Origin of the sequence: Alishewanella tabrizica (genome assembly GCF_014652375.1) — a bacterium.
GTDB lineage: Bacteria > Pseudomonadota > Gammaproteobacteria > Enterobacterales > Alteromonadaceae > Alishewanella > Alishewanella tabrizica.
The window spans coordinates 18,057-34,234 of record NZ_BMYR01000014.1; the positions used below are offsets into that span (position 1 = coordinate 18,057).

Annotated in this window: 14 protein-coding genes; 4 read left to right on the forward strand and 10 right to left on the reverse strand. The window is 45.1% G+C overall.

Annotated elements, in window-relative coordinates:
• Window positions 1–13: 13 nt before the first annotated feature.
• Window positions 14–2,107 (reverse strand): putative bifunctional diguanylate cyclase/phosphodiesterase, encoded by a 2,094-nt coding sequence (locus IE070_RS14935; RefSeq protein WP_229797090.1) that lies wholly within the window; start codon window positions 2,105–2,107, stop codon window positions 14–16.
• A 112-nt stretch (window positions 2,108–2,219) separates the two neighbouring features.
• On the opposite strand from IE070_RS14935, the gene IE070_RS14940 reads away from it, so the two are divergent.
• Window positions 2,220–2,675, forward strand: coding sequence for a c-type cytochrome (locus IE070_RS14940; protein ID WP_189484039.1), 456 nt, complete (start codon window positions 2,220–2,222; stop codon window positions 2,673–2,675).
• A gap of 52 nt (window positions 2,676–2,727) precedes the next feature.
• On the opposite strand, the gene IE070_RS14945 is transcribed toward IE070_RS14940, so the two are convergent.
• A complete protein-coding gene (locus tag IE070_RS14945) occupies window positions 2,728–3,384 on the reverse strand; it encodes a cytochrome b/b6 domain-containing protein (RefSeq protein WP_189484002.1) in 657 nt (218 codons plus the stop codon).
• Between the two features lie 55 nt (window positions 3,385–3,439).
• Here IE070_RS14945 and IE070_RS14950 point away from each other — a divergent pair, with 55 nt between their 5' ends.
• A complete protein-coding gene (locus IE070_RS14950; protein WP_189484003.1) occupies window positions 3,440–5,788 on the forward strand; it encodes a penicillin acylase family protein in 2,349 nt (782 codons plus the stop codon).
• 184 nt (window positions 5,789–5,972) lie between these two features.
• Window positions 5,973–7,124 (forward strand): chorismate mutase, encoded by a 1,152-nt coding sequence (locus IE070_RS14955; RefSeq protein WP_189484004.1) that lies wholly within the window; start codon window positions 5,973–5,975, stop codon window positions 7,122–7,124.
• Between the two features lie 47 nt (window positions 7,125–7,171).
• Here IE070_RS14955 and IE070_RS14960 read toward each other — a convergent pair whose 3' ends face one another.
• Together IE070_RS14960 and IE070_RS14965 are read right to left on the reverse strand one after the other, a co-directional pair.
• On the reverse strand, window positions 7,172–8,578 hold the full coding sequence (locus IE070_RS14960) for an MBL fold metallo-hydrolase RNA specificity domain-containing protein (RefSeq protein WP_189484005.1): 1,407 nt from the start codon (window positions 8,576–8,578) through the stop codon (window positions 7,172–7,174).
• Window positions 8,568–10,172 carry a Na/Pi cotransporter family protein gene (locus tag IE070_RS14965; protein ID WP_189484006.1) on the reverse strand — a complete coding sequence of 535 codons (1,605 nt, stop codon included), beginning with the start codon at window positions 10,170–10,172 and terminating at the stop codon, window positions 8,568–8,570. The genes IE070_RS14960 and IE070_RS14965 overlap by 11 nt, the downstream gene beginning before the upstream one ends.
• Before the next feature lie 157 nt (window positions 10,173–10,329).
• On the opposite strand from IE070_RS14965, the gene IE070_RS14970 reads away from it, so the two are divergent.
• Complete coding sequence (locus tag IE070_RS14970) at window positions 10,330–11,217, forward strand: LOG family protein (protein ID WP_189484007.1); 888 nt, start codon at window positions 10,330–10,332, stop codon at window positions 11,215–11,217.
• Between the two features lie 98 nt (window positions 11,218–11,315).
• Here IE070_RS14970 and tyrA read toward each other — a convergent pair whose 3' ends face one another.
• The 6 genes from tyrA to rimM all read right to left on the reverse strand — a co-directional run bounded on the left by tyrA (window position 11,316) and on the right by rimM (window position 16,168).
• A complete protein-coding gene (gene tyrA / locus IE070_RS14975) occupies window positions 11,316–12,449 on the reverse strand; it encodes a bifunctional chorismate mutase/prephenate dehydrogenase (protein WP_189484008.1) in 1,134 nt (377 codons plus the stop codon).
• Between the two features lie 3 nt (window positions 12,450–12,452).
• The gene (locus IE070_RS14980; RefSeq protein WP_308428962.1) at window positions 12,453–13,505 is read right to left on the reverse strand and encodes a 3-deoxy-7-phosphoheptulonate synthase; all 1,053 of its coding nucleotides are present in this window, start codon (window positions 13,503–13,505) and stop codon (window positions 12,453–12,455) included.
• Window positions 13,506–13,821: 316 nt separating this feature from the next.
• Window positions 13,822–14,436, reverse strand: coding sequence for a DNA-J related domain-containing protein (locus IE070_RS14985; RefSeq protein ID WP_189484010.1), 615 nt, complete (start codon window positions 14,434–14,436; stop codon window positions 13,822–13,824).
• A 37-nt stretch (window positions 14,437–14,473) separates the two neighbouring features.
• Window positions 14,474–14,833 (reverse strand): 50S ribosomal protein L19, encoded by a 360-nt coding sequence (rplS, locus tag IE070_RS14990; protein ID WP_189484011.1) that lies wholly within the window; start codon window positions 14,831–14,833, stop codon window positions 14,474–14,476.
• Window positions 14,834–14,855: 22 nt separating this feature from the next.
• On the reverse strand, window positions 14,856–15,632 hold the full coding sequence (gene trmD, locus IE070_RS14995) for a tRNA (guanosine(37)-N1)-methyltransferase TrmD (protein ID WP_189484012.1): 777 nt from the start codon (window positions 15,630–15,632) through the stop codon (window positions 14,856–14,858).
• Entirely contained in the window at window positions 15,632–16,168 is a 537-nt protein-coding gene (gene rimM / locus IE070_RS15000; protein WP_189484040.1) for a ribosome maturation factor RimM, read from the reverse strand. Before rimM ends, trmD begins: the two co-directional genes overlap by 1 nt.
• Window positions 16,169–16,178: the final 10 nt, after the last annotated feature.

Here is a 16,178-nt window from a genome sequence, read left to right on the forward strand (position 1 = left end):
GCTGACTACGTCTTTAAGTTTTTATTGTGAATGTTAATTGACTTAATTCTTGCTCTGGTAAAGGCATACTAAAATAATAACCTTGTACCAGGTAACAGGCGTTTTCTTGCAAAAACGCGGCTTGTTCAGCCGATTCCACCCCTTCTGCCACAACGCGTAACTGCATTTTTTGCGCCATCGCAATTATGGCCGAAACAATGTCCATATCGTTACGATCTTCTGGAATGTCTTTGACAAAAGAGCGATCAATTTTTAACTCATCGACCGGGAATCGTTTTAAATAATTAAGTGAAGAATAGCCTGTACCAAAGTCATCAATAGATAAAGAGATACCGAGGCGCTTTAACTGATTTAACTGTTTAATAGCCGCATCAGTATCGCCCATTAGCATACTTTCGGTAATTTCAAAAATGAGATAGGCTGGATCTACACCTGTGCGATGAATAATTTGTTCGATCATCGCAGGCAGTTTATTGTCATTAAATTGTCGAGCCGACAAATTAATCGATACGGATACCGCATAACCACGACTATGCTGGCGTGCTAAAAAACGGCAAGCTTCAAGGATTATCCACTCGCCAATTTGTACAATTAATCCCGTACTTTCGGCAACAGCAATAAATCGCCCAGGCGGAACTAGGGTATTATCAGGTCTTAGCCAACGAATTAACGCTTCATAGCCAATCAACATATCATCTTGAACATCAATTTTAGGTTGATAAAACAACACAAATTGTTGTAAGGCTATGGCTTCTCGTAATTGGCTTTCGATCAACAGCCGCTCATTCGCTGCATCATTTAACTGCTGTGAGAAAAAGCGATAAGTATTTTTACCTCGCGCTTTGGCTTCATACATCGCCAGATCAGCATGTTTTAGCAAGAGTTCTTCGTCTACCGCATCGTCGGGTGCAATGGTAATACCAATAGACGCACTTATAGAAACAGTATGGCTACCCAGCTTAACCGGCTGCTGAAAGGCTTGCTGCAAGGTAGCGGCAATTTGTCCTGCCTGGGCCTTATCTTTGATATCACTTAAAATGACGGCAAACTCATCGCCGCCTAAGCGCGCTATGGTATCGTCTTCTCGCAAGCGATGGGTTAGTCGACTGGCGACTTCTTTTAGCAAATCATCGCCTGCATCATGCCCTAACGTATCATTAATTAATTTAAATTCGTCTAAGTCAAAATATAATAAAGCAAAACTGTAATAACCTCGCTGAGACATCGCGATAGATTTACGTAATTGATTACGAAAGTAACTACGATTTGCCAACCCGGTAAGAGAATCATAATACGCCAGCCGCTCCATTTGCTTTTGGCTTTGCTTGATAAACGAAATATCCTGCAAAGCCGCCACATAATGCGAGAGACTCCCTTTTTCATCTCGAATAGGCGCAATGGCTAACGTAACCCAATGCTGAGTATCATTGTTGAGATCAGCTTGTTGCAGTAACACATCACCTTGCCAATGTTGACGCTGTTGTAACGTTAAGCGCATCTCATTTCCCAGTAACTGCATATCCTGAGCAAACAACGTGCTTAATGATTTACCGTAAATAGCGGGCAGTTCTAGCCCCAACAGATTGCTTAAAAACGGATTGATGTACTCAATATCTAAATGATGATTAGTGATAATAATGCCTGAGCTAGAGAATGCGACAGCCTTACTCAGTTTACGAGCCAGCATTTCCGCTTGCTCTTTTTCAGCAATACGATTATCTAAACCGGTGATAAGCTGGTTTATTTCTGCATTCATCGCCATAAAACTGCGGTTTAAGGTGCCAAGCTCATCAGGCTTGTTATCTAATTGCAAACTCGGTTGTAAACCTCTGCCCACCCGGTGCACGGCCGATGCCAAACGTGTTAAACGCTTCAGAATTAACTGATTAAGCAGTAAATAAAGAATAGCTGTAACGAATAAGGCTGTTAAAAGTGTAAAGATTAGTAAATGCCAGACAGATTGATTTGACTCGATACTTTGCAAAAAGGTAGTGTAGCTAAAGGCGACTGTTAGGCCTGTAATCAACATAGCCAGAAAAACCAGTGCTGAAAACTTCAGCCCCAGTGAATTCATCCCTCTGGCATTATTATGATTAAGATCCTTCACGACTAAGGCTCGCAGCTGTTATAGTTATTTCATAGTGCTATTAAGGCACACAACAACGATGAATGATACTTTACCATTATTTTTATGCAATCGACTAGAAGAGAGTAAGCAAATGAAAAAAGCCCTAATTGTTACCCTTTTAAGCGCCACACTCTGTGCGCCGGTTATCGCCGCAACAGCGTTCACCGATGGTAAAGATGCCGTATCCTACCGCCAAGCAAGTTTCCAACTGATTCGCCATAATATGGGTGATATACAAGATATGATCCGAGGCAATGTCGCCTTTGATGCAGAACGGGTTCAGCGTCGTGCTGAGGCCTTAGCATTACTGAGTCAACTGCCTTGGGAAACCTTTACCGTACCGGGTACAAAAGAAGCCGGTGGTGATGTAAAGCCAGTGATTTGGGATAATTTAGCAGACGTGCAAGAACGCGGTGATAAAATGGCTGCAGATGCAGCTGCTTTATTGGTGGCGGCGAAGACAGCCGAGCAAGCGGAAATTCGTAAAGCGTTTGCTGACTTTGCACGTAATTGTAAAGCCTGTCATGACAAGTACAAAGCCGATTAACATGTCTTTTCACCGCGTCGTTGCCAAATGACGCGGTGCAAACCTGCTGCTTTTAAATAAATTTCACTAGCATCTCGCCTTGCCAAACGTAAAACACCCCCAGTAACACCACAACGATGACAAAATAACTCCAACTCGCTTTAATCAGCGGTCGCATTGATGAAGTATATTGTTGTGTAGTTTTTCCGGTGATCATTGTTAGTAACACATTGTCATAGCGCCAGCTATGCCATAACGCAGCGATTACATGCACGCCAACACAGATGAGGATGATATCGATATTTACCTTATGAATGCTAGAAGCTAGCGACACCCACTCTGCAGCAAGATATTGCACTAAAGGACCATCGCTAATGTAACTATTGTCAAAGGTCGCCAATCCAGTAAGAAGCTGCAATGCTAACAACAGAATTAAAGCAAAAATCATGTAAGCACCCGCTGGGTTATGGCCCAGCACAGGTTTAGGATGACGCAAATAGCGCAGTGCCGCTATCGGAGAGGCGGCAAAATGGCGAAATCGTGCGGTTGTACTACCATACAGCCCCCAGCAAATTCGGGCAATTAATAACGCGGCTAAGGTATACGCCATAAGTTGGTGTTGCGCCATTAGGCCTTCATTCCCGGTGTACCAAAGACCACCTAATAACAAAACTTGCGACCAATGAAAGAATCTTACGGCAACATCCCACACGTGTGTTTTAACTGACATTGAGCTTTCCTTTTTCTGTGCTAACCTTTTGATTTTATACCAGCAGGAAACATAAATGAAAATAATACGCGGGCTTTTTACCGCACTGTTTTTGGTATTACTGATTGGCATTACCCTCGCCTACACGTGGCTTAATGGCAGTTTAGCCGATTATCAGGCAACATACCCCAGTGCAGTCGCCCATCCGGTTTATTTAGAACGCGATTCACAAGGTTATCTGACGGTGCAGGCGCAAGATCGTTCCGACGCGGCTTACGGTTTAGGCTTTGCACATGCTCAAGATCGTTTTTTCCAAATGGACTTAACCAGACGAAGTGCAGCCGGTGAATTGGCGGCACTCTTTGGCCAACACGCACTGAATACCGATATTAGCCATCGACGCCATCGTTTTAGAATGCGCGCCGAGCAACAACTTAGCCGACTCGCTGCCGCCGATTTACAATTACTGGCAGCATACAGTCGTGGTGTGAATGATGGACTAAACAGCCTGCATCGCCCGCCTTTTGAATATACACTACTTCGAACGGAACCTACCCCTTGGTTAGAAAGCGACAGCTTGCTGGTGATTTACAGTATGTATCTTGATCTACAAGGCAAGCGAGGTCGTGATGAGTACGCAATGACTAAGCTGCGCCAGGCGTTACCCCCAGAGTGGTATGCTTTTTTTCAACAGCATAGTGCTGATTGGCAAGCGGCTATTGACGGCACAGAGGTCTCAACTATTGCACTGCCCAGCAGCCCATATCCTTCGGTTTTACAGCAACAACTTAGCTGTACTCACTGTACGCCAGCCGATGCCGTTGATCTGGGCAGTAATAATTTTGCCGTGTCAGGTCAACTCAGCGAGCATGGCGCGGCTATTTTAGCGGATGATATGCATCTCTCTTTGCGCGTGCCCGGTATATGGTACAAAACCCAGCTTAATTGGCAAGAGCAGACGATTAATAGACAGGTTACAGGATTAAGTTTACCTGGTACGCCGGCAATTGTCGTGGGTAGCAATGGTCACATTGCCTGGGGCTTTACGAACAGTACGGCTGATTGGCACGATCTTATTGCGCTTGAGTTATCTGCTGATCAACAACAGTATCTCAATGGTAGCGGCTGGCAACCGTTAATCAGCGTTACGGAATACATTCAAATCCGTGATGCGGAACCTTATGCTCTGACGGTACAAGAAACTGAGTGGGGCCCAATATTGCCATTTCCCGATCAACAACATTATGCGCTACGTTGGATTGCCCATGATGACGATGCCGTTAACCTAAATTTACGCTATTTAGAACATGCCACATCAGCTAAACAAGCCCTCTCTTATGCCGACAAAATCGGTATTCCGGCCCAAAATCTGCTAGTCGCCGATAAGCATGGCAGCATTGGGTGGACCATTTTTGGTCCTATACCTCGGCGAAATCTGTTTGATTGGGATCATGTACAAGACGGGCGTAGCGACAAACCCTATTGGGATGGTCGTTTATCCATTGATGAGTACCCTACGTTATTAAACCCGCCTAGTCAGCGACTTTGGTCGGCCAATGCGAGAACCGTGGGGGACAAGCGTTATGCGGTATTAGGGAATGGCGGCTATGATCTCGGGGCTCGGGGTAAGCAAATCGCATTAGCGCTTGCCACGTTATCAGACGCAGACGAATCAGCATTACATCAGATCCAACTCGATCATCGATCGCTACTGCTAGCTGGCTGGCATCGCCTGTTGTTAGAAACGCTAACGGAACCGTTGGCCGCACAGCGTCAACTTAGCGAATTTCGACAACATATTGCTGCATCACGCTTAAAAGCAAGCCCCGATGATATTGGTTATACGCTGCTGCGCCAATTCCGTTTAAAGGTGCTTGAATTAACCTTTAGCCCACTCTCTGCCTTACTAGAGAAAAGCGGTGCGCGTAGTGCAGACTTAAAATACGCTTTAGAAACACCATTTTGGCTGATGTTACACGCACAGCGAAATGATACTTTACCAAGCCGTTACGCCAATTGGTCGGAATTATTATTACATGCAGCAGAGCTTACGCATGCCGATCTGCTTAAAGACTATGGCGAACTAGCTGATGCCAGATGGGGCAATCGTAACACAGCAAAAATTGAACACCCGCTAGCCTCAGCCATCCCCTTCTTTGGTCAATGGTTGAATATGCCCACCACAGCCCTTGCTGGCGACAGCCATATGCCACGGGTACAGCATCCAGCCTTTGGCCAGTCGCAACGTATGGTGGTCGCGCCTGGTCACGAACAACACGGTATATTAGTGATCCCTACAGGGCAATCAGGGCATCCCCTATCACCGTTTTATCGGGCAGATCACCGCTTTTGGCTAGAGGAGACCCCCTTGTCGTTTCTTCCTGGCCCAAAAAAATATCAACAACAGTTGCTACCATTCCCTTGACTTTAGCCATCCAGACGGATTATGGTGTCGGTATGAAAACACATTTATTCGCACTCGGTTTTTTTAGCTTTACCCCCTGCACTTGGAGGTAGCTAACCGTGCGCGCACGAAAAGCAGAAAACCTCCCACACTGGGAGGTTTTTTTTTGGCTATATTACGCTTATATTCAAGCTAGAGGCAGAACATGGAATTAAACGACATCCGGCAAGCAATTAGCGATACCGATCAACAATTAATCGGATTATTGGCCAAGCGTCGCAGCTTAGCCCTTGCTGTAGCGACAGCGAAATTGTCACAAAATAAACCGATACGTGATACCAAGCGCGAACAGGAGCTACTGCTCTCATTAATTGAGAAAGGGAAGTTACAAGGACTTGATGCGCAATATGTTACCCGAATTTTTCATGTAATTATTGAAGACTCGGTATTACAACAACAAGCACAAGTGCAAGGGCAATTAAATGGTGATAACACTGATGCGGTAAGAGTCGCGTTCTTGGGCGGTCAGGGATCCTACAGCTATTGGGCAACACAAAAATACTTTGCACGGCGCGCCGAACATATTATTGAACTCGGTTGCGATAGCTTTAATGAAATTGTTAATGCCGTTGAAACAGGCCACGCCGATTATGCGTTGTTACCCATCGAAAATACCTCTTCTGGCTCGATTAACGAAGTTTATGATATTTTGCAACATACACGATTATCGATTGTTGGCGAACTGACCCATCCGATTGAACATTGTTTACTCGGGTTACCCGGTACCGATCTGTCTAAAATTCGTCAAGTCTGCTCACACCCGCAAGTTATCGCACAATGTAGCCAATTTTTACTGGGCTTAACCAATGTAAAAATTGATTACTGCGATAGCTCGTCTGCTGCGTTTGCCAAAGTAAAAGCACTACAGGATCCTACTATTATTGCCATAGGCGGCGAAGAAGGTGGCAAGCTTTATGGCTTAGAAGTGCTAACACGACAACTGGCCAATCAAAAACACAATGTCAGCCGTTTTATTGTCGTCGCGCGCAAAGCAGTTAATGTCGCCAAAGCGATCCCCGCTAAAACCACGTTTATTATGTATACTGGCCAGCAACCAGGTGCATTGGTAGAGGCCCTGTTAGTATTAAGACAGCATGGCATTAGTATGAGCAAGCTCGAGTCACGGCCTATTCCCGGCAATCCGTGGGAAGAAATGTTCTATGTTGATGTCGCGGCGAACTTAAGTGATTATGCCATGACCAGGGCATTGGAGGAGCTAAACAGCATCACCAAGTTTGTTAAAGTACTGGGCTGCTATCCAAGCGATGATATCACCCCTACTCAACCACAAAACTAAGCGTGTAACGGTGCCAACCAGAAACAGCAGTTGGCACCGCTTATTGATTAAAAATCAATTACTTCACTTTTTGCTGGAATTTGCGCGCGGATCCCTAAATCTGCCAGTTTATCCTGTAAAACACGCTGCGCTTCAGGCTCGCCATGAACCAGATAAAAAGCGGGTTCCCCCGCAATTGCTTTTGCCCATTGCAACAGTTCTGCTTGACCAGCATGGGCAGAGAATCCTCCGATAGTATGGATTTTGGCTTTTACCACAATCTCCTGACCAAACATTTTCACACGTTTTTCGCCATCTACCAGCCGTCGCCCTAAGGTACCTCGAGCCTGAAAACCAACAAAAATAAGATGATTGGTGTTTTTCCAAAGATTATGTTTTAAATGGTGCACTATACGTCCACCATTACACATGCCACTACCCGCAATAATGATTGCGCCATGTGTCACGCGGTTAATGGCCATTGAGTCTTCGACACTTTCCGATAATTTTAGCATGGGTAAAAGTTGTTCTAACGTCATGCCTTTTTTATAACCAATACGATCTAAATCAGCTTGCTCAAGCCGATGCAAATACTCGTCATAAATTTTGGTAATACTGATCGCCATCGGGCTATCAAGAAACACTAAACGCTGTTTTAACCGCCCTTGTCGATATAACAATGCAAGATAATATAAAATTTCCTGTGAACGTCCTAAAGCAAAAGCGGGGATGAAAACGTTTCCTCCCCCGTCAAAAGCCTCTGACAACGCTGTTGCAAATTCTTCGATTGTATTAGCTAATGGTTGGTGATCGCGGTTGCCATAGGTACTTTCCATCAGTACGATGTCTGCCTGATCGATTACTGTTGCTGCGGGTAATAACACCGTAGCAGGATTTCCCAGATCGCCGGAGAACACCAACTTACGCATCGCGTGTTTTCCCTTGAGCCAGAGCTGTACGATAGCTGAACCTAAAATATGGCCAGCATCTGCAAACTCTAGCTCTACACCTAACAAAGGAAAACCGCGTTTATTGTAGCTAAGTGTTTGCACCAGCTCAGACACCCGTTCAACATCTCTCAGTGCCATTACTGGTTCATGTATTTTTTTACCTGCACGCGCCGCTTTTTTATTTTGCCATTCTAAATCTTTTAAGTATAAATTTACTGAATCTTTGAGTAACACAGGCAACAATTCTGCGGTTCCAGGCGTGCAATAAATTTTACCTTTAAACCCTTTCGCAACCAGTAATGGCAATAACCCACTGTGATCGATATGGGCATGCGATAAAATCACCGCATCGATTTCTTTAGGTTTAAAGGGAAAACGGAATGTATGCCATTCCCGTACCTGATCGGCACCCTGCACCATGCCACAATCCAGTAAAAACTGCTGCTGATTTAACTGCAACAAATAGCATGAACCTGTGACCTGTTGGGCCGCCCCAACAAAGGTTAAACTCGCATTAACTGGCATGTTGATCATCCTTATTGCTTGATTTAAAGTTTGAGCTATCAGCTTGTACTTGCAAATTTGCCAGTGCTAATACCGCTCGAGTTAACTGCTGATTAAATCGACGGAGTTCGGCAAAACGGAGTAATTGATCGCCTCCTGAATCATTACTTACCCGTTCGGTTAACACCAGTAAGTAAAGCTGATCTTTTAACTTCTGTCGTTGTCGTATTAATTCTCGATAGCCGTTTCGAACCGTCTGTGCATCTTCAGGCCAATGCGCATTTTCCAACTGCTGCCAAAATGCTTGTTCTGGTAAAAACATTTGCGCATCACGCTGCGCCTGCTTGGCAAGCTCTGGGAGCAACTGTAGTGTCATCTCTAATCGCAATAAATTTTTCACCAGCGCGTTTAACGCCTTTGCTTCGCGCTCAGCCAAAGGGCTTTTTCCTAACTGCAGTAAATAATGATTAATGCTGTTTTGTAATTCTCGGATCTGTGCCTGCGTATCACTGTTTAAAGGCTGTCCTTTACTGAGTAATAATGCCTGGCTACTAATTAATTGGCCTACACGTAAACATTCGATACTCAGCGTTTTAATCGCAACGGCTGGGATACTTAAACTAGAAGCATCCAGTACCCGCAGTTGTCCAATCCGCTGCGTTTGAAAGCGGTTATCTAAAAATTGTACAACCCATTTGGTGAGTGGCCACATCAACATAACACCGAGCACATTAAATAACGTATGAAATAGCGCTAAACTAATTGCTGGATTAGGATCGTGAAATAACGCGTCTTGTAATAAACTAATTAGCCAGAGTAACGGGTTTAAGATTAATATTGCCGTAACCCCAGTAATAACATTAAAAATGACATGCAGCATTGCTAAACGTTTGGCTTTAGCTGTAGCCGCTAAAGTAGAGAAAATCGCTGTTGAAGTCGTACCAAGATTAGCGCCGATGACAAACGCTGCGGCCAGCGCTAAGGGTAACACCCCTGAAGATACCGCAGTAATTACCAGCGCAATCACCGCTATAGATGCTTGCATAACCACACTAAGAAACGTTCCTATTAGGACGCCAAGAATAATCCCCCAGAAGCCCAGTTGACTTAAGGCTGCAAATTCAATATCAACAAACACAGCATCAAAGCTATTTTTTAAATAGGCCAATCCTAAAAAAAATAAACCGAAACCAATTAGCGCTTCACCGATGCTCTGAGCGCGGTTTTGTTTAGCAAATAATTTTAATATCGCGCCAATACCCACCATTGGAAGCGCCAGCGTATCAATTTTAAACTGCAATCCCACCAGCGCCACAAACCAACCAGTTAACGAGGTCCCCACGTTACTGCCATAAATTACAAATGCAGCATTTTGCAGCGACACTATCCCAGCATTAACAAAACCGATAGTCGTCACTGTTAAAACGGTGGACGATTGCACCGCAATTGTCGCGGCCGTACCAAACATCACCCCTTGCCAAGGCTTTGCTGTCCAACGTTGTAGAAACTGCATTAGGGCGGGGCCAGCCGCCGTTTTTAGACCTTTACTTAACCAATCCATGCCAAGCAGAAGTAAACCCAGCGCGCCTAACCCCATAAAAATATCAGACAACATAGTGAGCCTTGTAAAGTGTTATCGCCGATATGGCTAGCCGATTGGCTCACGCTAACTTGAGCTTAGGCGTACTTATCTGTTATAACCCAACCCTAGAAAAGTTTCCTGCGCTATGTCAAACAATGGTGCAGAAAATTACTGGCATGGAGCTTTATGAATGTCTGAACACAATACCCTTTATCAACGCCACTTTACCACTGCGCAAGAATCTTTAGACGCCATAACGCGTTTGCAAGATCACGATTCCTACAAACTGGCTTTTGCAGATAGTCGCTTCCTGATGCAAGATGAATTGCGGCACGTTCGTTTACAATTAGAGTATCTAAAGCCGCAATTGGTATTAGATCAGCATAATGTTAATGCTACAGTGGTGGTTTTTGGCAGTGCGCGCTTCTTATCGCCTGAGCAAGCTCAGCTACAACTTCAACAAGTACAACAACTTTTTAATACTGAACCAGATAACCCTAGCACAATCAGTGCCCTTAAAAAGGCGCAACGTGATTGTCGTAACAGTCAGTATTATGCTGCATCACAAACCTTTTCTCATCTGGTAACAGCGCATAGCAGCAAACATCCCGAGGCCGCACTGATGATTATCAGTGGTGGGGGACCTGGAATTATGGAAGCCGCTAATCGAGGGGCAATGGATGCGAATGGCAAAAGTATTGGTTTAAATATTGTGCTGCCAAAAGAACAACACCCTAATCCTTACATCACACCAGAGTTTTGTTTTCAATTTCACTACTTTGCTATTCGTAAAATGCATTTTTTACAGCGCGCTCGCGCGTTAGTCGCCTTCCCCGGAGGCTTTGGTACCTTGGATGAGCTTTTCGAAACGCTGACATTAATTCAAACCAAAAAAGCGGAACGTGTCCCCGTGATCCTTTACGATAAAGCATTTTGGCAAAAATTAATTAACCTTGAGATGCTCGTTGAAGAAGGGCTGATTAGCCCTCAAGATATCGATCTGATCCAGTATGTAGACACTCCAGAACACGCTTGGCAGATTATTTATGACTTCTATCAATTGGGGAAAGACACCTAAGGCCCGCATGTGAGAGGGAAAAGTCATCAACGTAATAAACGCGTATGCCTTTACCTTGCTTTAGGTTTTATAAGATGTATCAATGATTGTGATGGGCGCTAACTGCGCCCATCAGCCGCTTTTTGCAGTAAATGCTTACTTTCTTGTAAGAATTGCCCCGCTAGCTCACCAAAAAAGTGCTGTCCTTTTGCAAATTCGGCCATGAGGCCCGCTTTATCTTGCGTTTGTAATATGTGCAGCAACTGGGTAAAGCGTTGTTGATAACGTTCAAGTAACGCAGCCACATCACTGGATGACAGCATAATATCGGCATATAACTCGGCATTTTGGGCAAACAAGCGCCCAACCATCGCCAGTTCAAGTCGATAAATAGGTGAGCTTAAGGTTAACAGTTCCGACAGATCTGCGTGCTCTTCCGCTAAATGTACGCCATATACCAATGATGAAAAGTGGCGCATTGCTTGAATTAATTGCATAGCATGATCATGTTCATCTGCTGCTTTTTCGGCTAATTCGGCTCCCCAAATCACTAATTGTTTTAGCAACCATTGATAGTCTGCAGCGCAGCGACCATGGCACACTACGACAACTTGCTTAATCAAGTTATTAATATGGGGACCGAACATCGGATGTAACCCCACCACCGGTCCCTGATGTTGCGCCAGCATGGCGGCTAACGGTTTAGCCTTTATACTGGTAAGATCGGCTAACACACAATTTGCACCTAAAGGAGGTAACTGAGTAATGATTTGCTCAGTGCGCGTAATAGGCACCGCCAATAACACCAGCACGGCATTTTCACACAAGTGTGCCGCGTGCGGCCAATCCTCTTGTTCCAGTACCACCACTGTATAACCTGACCGCTGAAACAAACTGACAAACCGCGCACCTAAAGCGCCTGCCCCCCCTACCACCACCACTTTCCCTCCTGCTGGGCGGCAACAGACAAAATGATTATCTTGGGTAGCATAAGACTCACGCATAACACGCCGTAAGACATCATCAACTAACTCCGGTGACACGCCAGCGTCTACCGCTTGCTGACGACGCGCCTGCAACAAACATTGCTCACGCTCAGGGACATAAACAGGTAATGCATACTGTTGCTTAACTTGCCCAACCTGCGCGGTGATCTTAGCACGCGCGGCTAGTAACCTAACCAGTTCGCTATCAATCGCATCAATCTCAGCGCGCAGTGGCTGTAACGCCTGTTGAGCTTGGTCTACTGTCATCGCTTAGGCCACCGCTTGCAAAGGCAACATTTGCTGATGCAAGCGCGCCAATAGTTGTGTTGTCGTCTCCCAATCAATACACGCATCAGTAATAGACACGCCATAATGTTCGGCTTTACCATTAATCAACTTTTGATTACCCGCTTTTAAATGACTTTCGAGCATAATACCAATAATGGCTTCGTTACCGGCTAAACGCTGCGCTATTACCGCTTCAGCAACCGTGGGTTGACGATTATGATCTTTGCTGGAATTACCATGACTACAGTCTACGACGATGCCACGTGGCAGGCGTAATGCGTCTAATTGCGCGAGTGCCGCATTAATACTATCAGCATCATAATTAGGCTTAACACCGCCCCGCAAAATGATATGCCCATCGGGGTTACCCGCCGTTTGCACTAAACTCACTTCGCCTTTTTGATTAATGCCGAAAAACGTATGCCCACTGGCAGCTGATTGCAAAGCATTTAACGCCACACTCAAGCTACCGTCAGTACCATTTTTAAACCCTACTGGCATCGATAAACCGCTGGCCATCTCTCGATGCGTTTGCGATTCTACGGTGCGCGCCCCAATGGCCGCCCAACTAATTAAATCAGACATGTATTGTGGACTGATCGGATCTAGCGCTTCTGTTGCCACCGGCAATTCTAGTTCAACCATCTTTAACAATAACTCACGTCCCCAGGTTAAACCGGTTTCTAAATCAAACGAATCATCTAAATGCGGATCATTAATAAACCCTTTCCAGCCCACCGTGGTGCGCGGCTTTTCAAAATAGACACGCATCACAATGTATAAACTGTCGCTGTAGGCTAGCTGCAACGCTTTCAATTTTTGGGCATATTCGATAGCCGCGACAGGATCATGGATAGAACATGGTCCTGTAACGACTAATAAACGCTTATCTTTGCCATGAATGATATTAGCAATATCGGCACGTGCTTTTGCAACAAACTCAGAACCTTGCTCAGATAGCGGAAGCACTTTTTTTAATACCGCCGGCGAACTTAGCGGCTTTTGCGCCACAATACGCAAATCTTCTACAATCATACTCATTTAACCTGCTCCTAATGCTGTGCTGCAGGGTTAAAGCATAGATAAAAATTGCGAAGGATGTTAACCACATTTCTTATGTAAACTTAAACTTACAGCACGTAATCTATAAATTACACCTTGACGCAGTTTACGGATAGACGGCCACAGCGTCAACCCTGAAAGCCAACAAAAATGAGGATTACCCCTTATTTTAGAAAAATAGATTGTGTACAAATTTAATTACAAAAATAAAGATCAGGCTAAAACCATACCAAGCAAAGGCTTACAGTATGGTGATCATCATGCCAAAAGGATGAAGTAACGTGGCAAATTAAAACCGACGAAGGATTTTTTTATACGCTAAAGAAAGTCGTACAAAACTGTGTTTGTCACCGCCGCGATCGGGATGATGTTTTAATGATTGTTTACGAAAGGCTTTTTTTAACTCTTGCAACGAACATGGCCAGTCTAGCTGTAATAGCTGAAGCGCCTCGTCGTCGGTGAGATTGATCAGGGTCATGTCACCATAACGTTGCTGATACGATTGCCAAAACTGTTGCAATCGCTCACTTAACGCTAAGGGGGTCATGCGCCAGTAATTTTGCCAATCGGCATAATACGCGGCCTTGCTATCTACCAATTTAGGTAAACCCGCATGCCAAGGCGAGATGTTAATACGCGCTAGACCAATCTCTAAATGCGCAATTTCCGCAAGCTGCCAGCGCTCTGCCAGCCGATAGAGTAAATGGTAAAGCACAAAGTGACGTTGAAATAAGGCATGTTGGCCTTCAGTTATCTGACTCAACGATTTTATAGGTAACATACTTAAGAGTTGCTGTTCCGTTAATTCACCAAAACGGCGCAACAAAAGTGTTTCTAGCTGATGTTCCAGCTGTGCTAATGCTTGAGTGGGAAGCGGTGGCAATAACGTTGACTTAAGCGACATATAAAACAAGGCCGGCAATATTGCCGGCCTCAGGTGCTTAGTTAAGCTTTTCGCGGATACGCGCTGATTTACCTGAACGATCGCGTAAGTAGTAAAGCTTAGCACGGCGAACCGCACCACGGCGCTTAACAGTAATACTGTCAATTAATGGGCTGTGCGTTTGGAATACACGCTCAACACCTTCGCCATTAGAGATTTTACGGACGGTGAAGGCTGAGTGCAGACCACGGTTACGCTTAGCGATAACTACGCCTTCGTATGCCTGCAGACGGCTTTTATCGCCTTCTTTAACTTTAACTTGAACCACTACAGTATCACCTGGAGCGAATGCAGGAACGTCTTGCTTCATTTGTTCCTGTTCAAGTTGTTTGATGATGTTTTGGCTAACTTTGCTCATAACAATCTCACTTTACCTGGAATTAACTATCTTGTTGCAGCTGCAACGCTTGGTGTTCCTGTTGGAATTCAGCCAGTAATTTGCGTTGCTCCTTAGTCAGAGCCAGGGAATTTAACATATCCGGCCGTCTTAACCAGGTTCTACCAAGAGCCTGCTTCAGACGCCAGCGTCTAATTTCTTCATGGTGACCGCTCAGTAATACTGCCGGCACCTGTTTGTTTGCTAACACCTCAGGACGCGTATAGTGTGGGCAATCCAGCAAACCAGTTGCAAACGAATCCTGCTCTGCTGATAAATCATGCCCTAGTACACCGGGTACTAGGCGCGATACGGCATCTATTAATACCATCGCCGGCAATTCGCCACCACTTAATACATAATCACCAATTGACCATTCAGCATCAATTTCGGATTCGATTACGCGCTCGTCAATTCCCTCGTAACGGCCAGCTACTAACAGTAGCTTCGAGTATTTTGCCAGTTCAGCCACACCTTGCTGGTCTAATTTACGGCCTTGCGGCGATAAATACACCGTATAGACATCCTCTCCTGCAGCGTGTTTTGCTGCGTGAATGGCGTCGGTTAGGGGCTGCACCATCATTAGCATACCAGGGCCACCACCATAAGGCCGATCATCTACAGTACGGTGCTTATCCGAAGTATAATCCCGCGGATTCCAACACTGTAACTGTATCAAACCTTGCTTGACAGCACGACCCGTGACACCGTATTGCGTTATTGCCTGAAACATTTCCGGAAACAGTGAGACAACGCCCACCCACCTTTGCTGTTCCTGCATTAAAACGCGGGGTCCCAATCTACTAAGATTTGCTTTGCTGTTAAATCCACGTGTTTGACAACAGTATCGTTAAGATACGGGATTAACCGCTCACTCTTACCAAATGCATCGGTCCGGTTGGCTTTCACCACTAACACATCGTTAGATCCGGTTTCCATTAAATCGGTCACTTCACCTAAATTGTAGCCTTGCTCGTTTACTACGGTTAAACCCATAAGGTCTTTCCAATAGAAATCGCCCTCGTCTAAAGCCGGTAAGGCAGTAGCCGGAACAGCGATATCGGCATTAACATACAATTGTGCGAGATCACGATCATTAATATCAGTCAGCTTCGCAATTAAGCTATTACTGTGCCGTTTCCAGCTACTGATCTGCACTTGCCGCCAGTTACCCTGAAAATTCACTTGCCAGGGTGTGTAATCAAAAATCCCTTCCGGGATATCCGTGTAGGAGTTAATTTTTAGCCAGCCATTGATGCCATAAACCGCACCAAACTTACCGAGCACAATAAAATCTTTTTCACTCAACAGTGACAACTCCACACGC

What these genes read in the sequence shown, in the direction of transcription:
- IE070_RS14940 (WP_189484039.1), top strand. Translation starts at nt 2,220, where the DNA reads ATGAAAAAAGCCCTAATTGTTACCCTTTTAAGCGCCACACTCTGTGCG.
- IE070_RS14945 (WP_189484002.1), bottom strand. Translation starts at nt 3,384, where the DNA reads ATGTCAGTTAAAACACACGTGTGGGATGTTGCCGTAAGATTCTTTCAT.
- IE070_RS14950 (WP_189484003.1), top strand. Translation starts at nt 3,440, where the DNA reads ATGAAAATAATACGCGGGCTTTTTACCGCACTGTTTTTGGTATTACTG.
- IE070_RS14955 (WP_189484004.1), top strand. Translation starts at nt 5,973, where the DNA reads ATGGAATTAAACGACATCCGGCAAGCAATTAGCGATACCGATCAACAA.
- IE070_RS14960 (WP_189484005.1), bottom strand. Translation starts at nt 8,578, where the DNA reads ATGCCAGTTAATGCGAGTTTAACCTTTGTTGGGGCGGCCCAACAGGTC.
- IE070_RS14965 (WP_189484006.1), bottom strand. Translation starts at nt 10,172, where the DNA reads ATGTTGTCTGATATTTTTATGGGGTTAGGCGCGCTGGGTTTACTTCTG.
- IE070_RS14970 (WP_189484007.1), top strand. Translation starts at nt 10,330, where the DNA reads ATGTCTGAACACAATACCCTTTATCAACGCCACTTTACCACTGCGCAA.
- tyrA (WP_189484008.1), bottom strand. Translation starts at nt 12,449, where the DNA reads ATGACAGTAGACCAAGCTCAACAGGCGTTACAGCCACTGCGCGCTGAG.
- IE070_RS14980 (WP_308428962.1), bottom strand. Translation starts at nt 13,505, where the DNA reads ATGATTGTAGAAGATTTGCGTATTGTGGCGCAAAAGCCGCTAAGTTCG.
- IE070_RS14985 (WP_189484010.1), bottom strand. Translation starts at nt 14,436, where the DNA reads ATGTCGCTTAAGTCAACGTTATTGCCACCGCTTCCCACTCAAGCATTA.
- rplS (WP_189484011.1), bottom strand. Translation starts at nt 14,833, where the DNA reads ATGAGCAAAGTTAGCCAAAACATCATCAAACAACTTGAACAGGAACAA.
- trmD (WP_189484012.1), bottom strand. Translation starts at nt 15,632, where the DNA reads ATGCAGGAACAGCAAAGGTGGGTGGGCGTTGTCTCACTGTTTCCGGAA.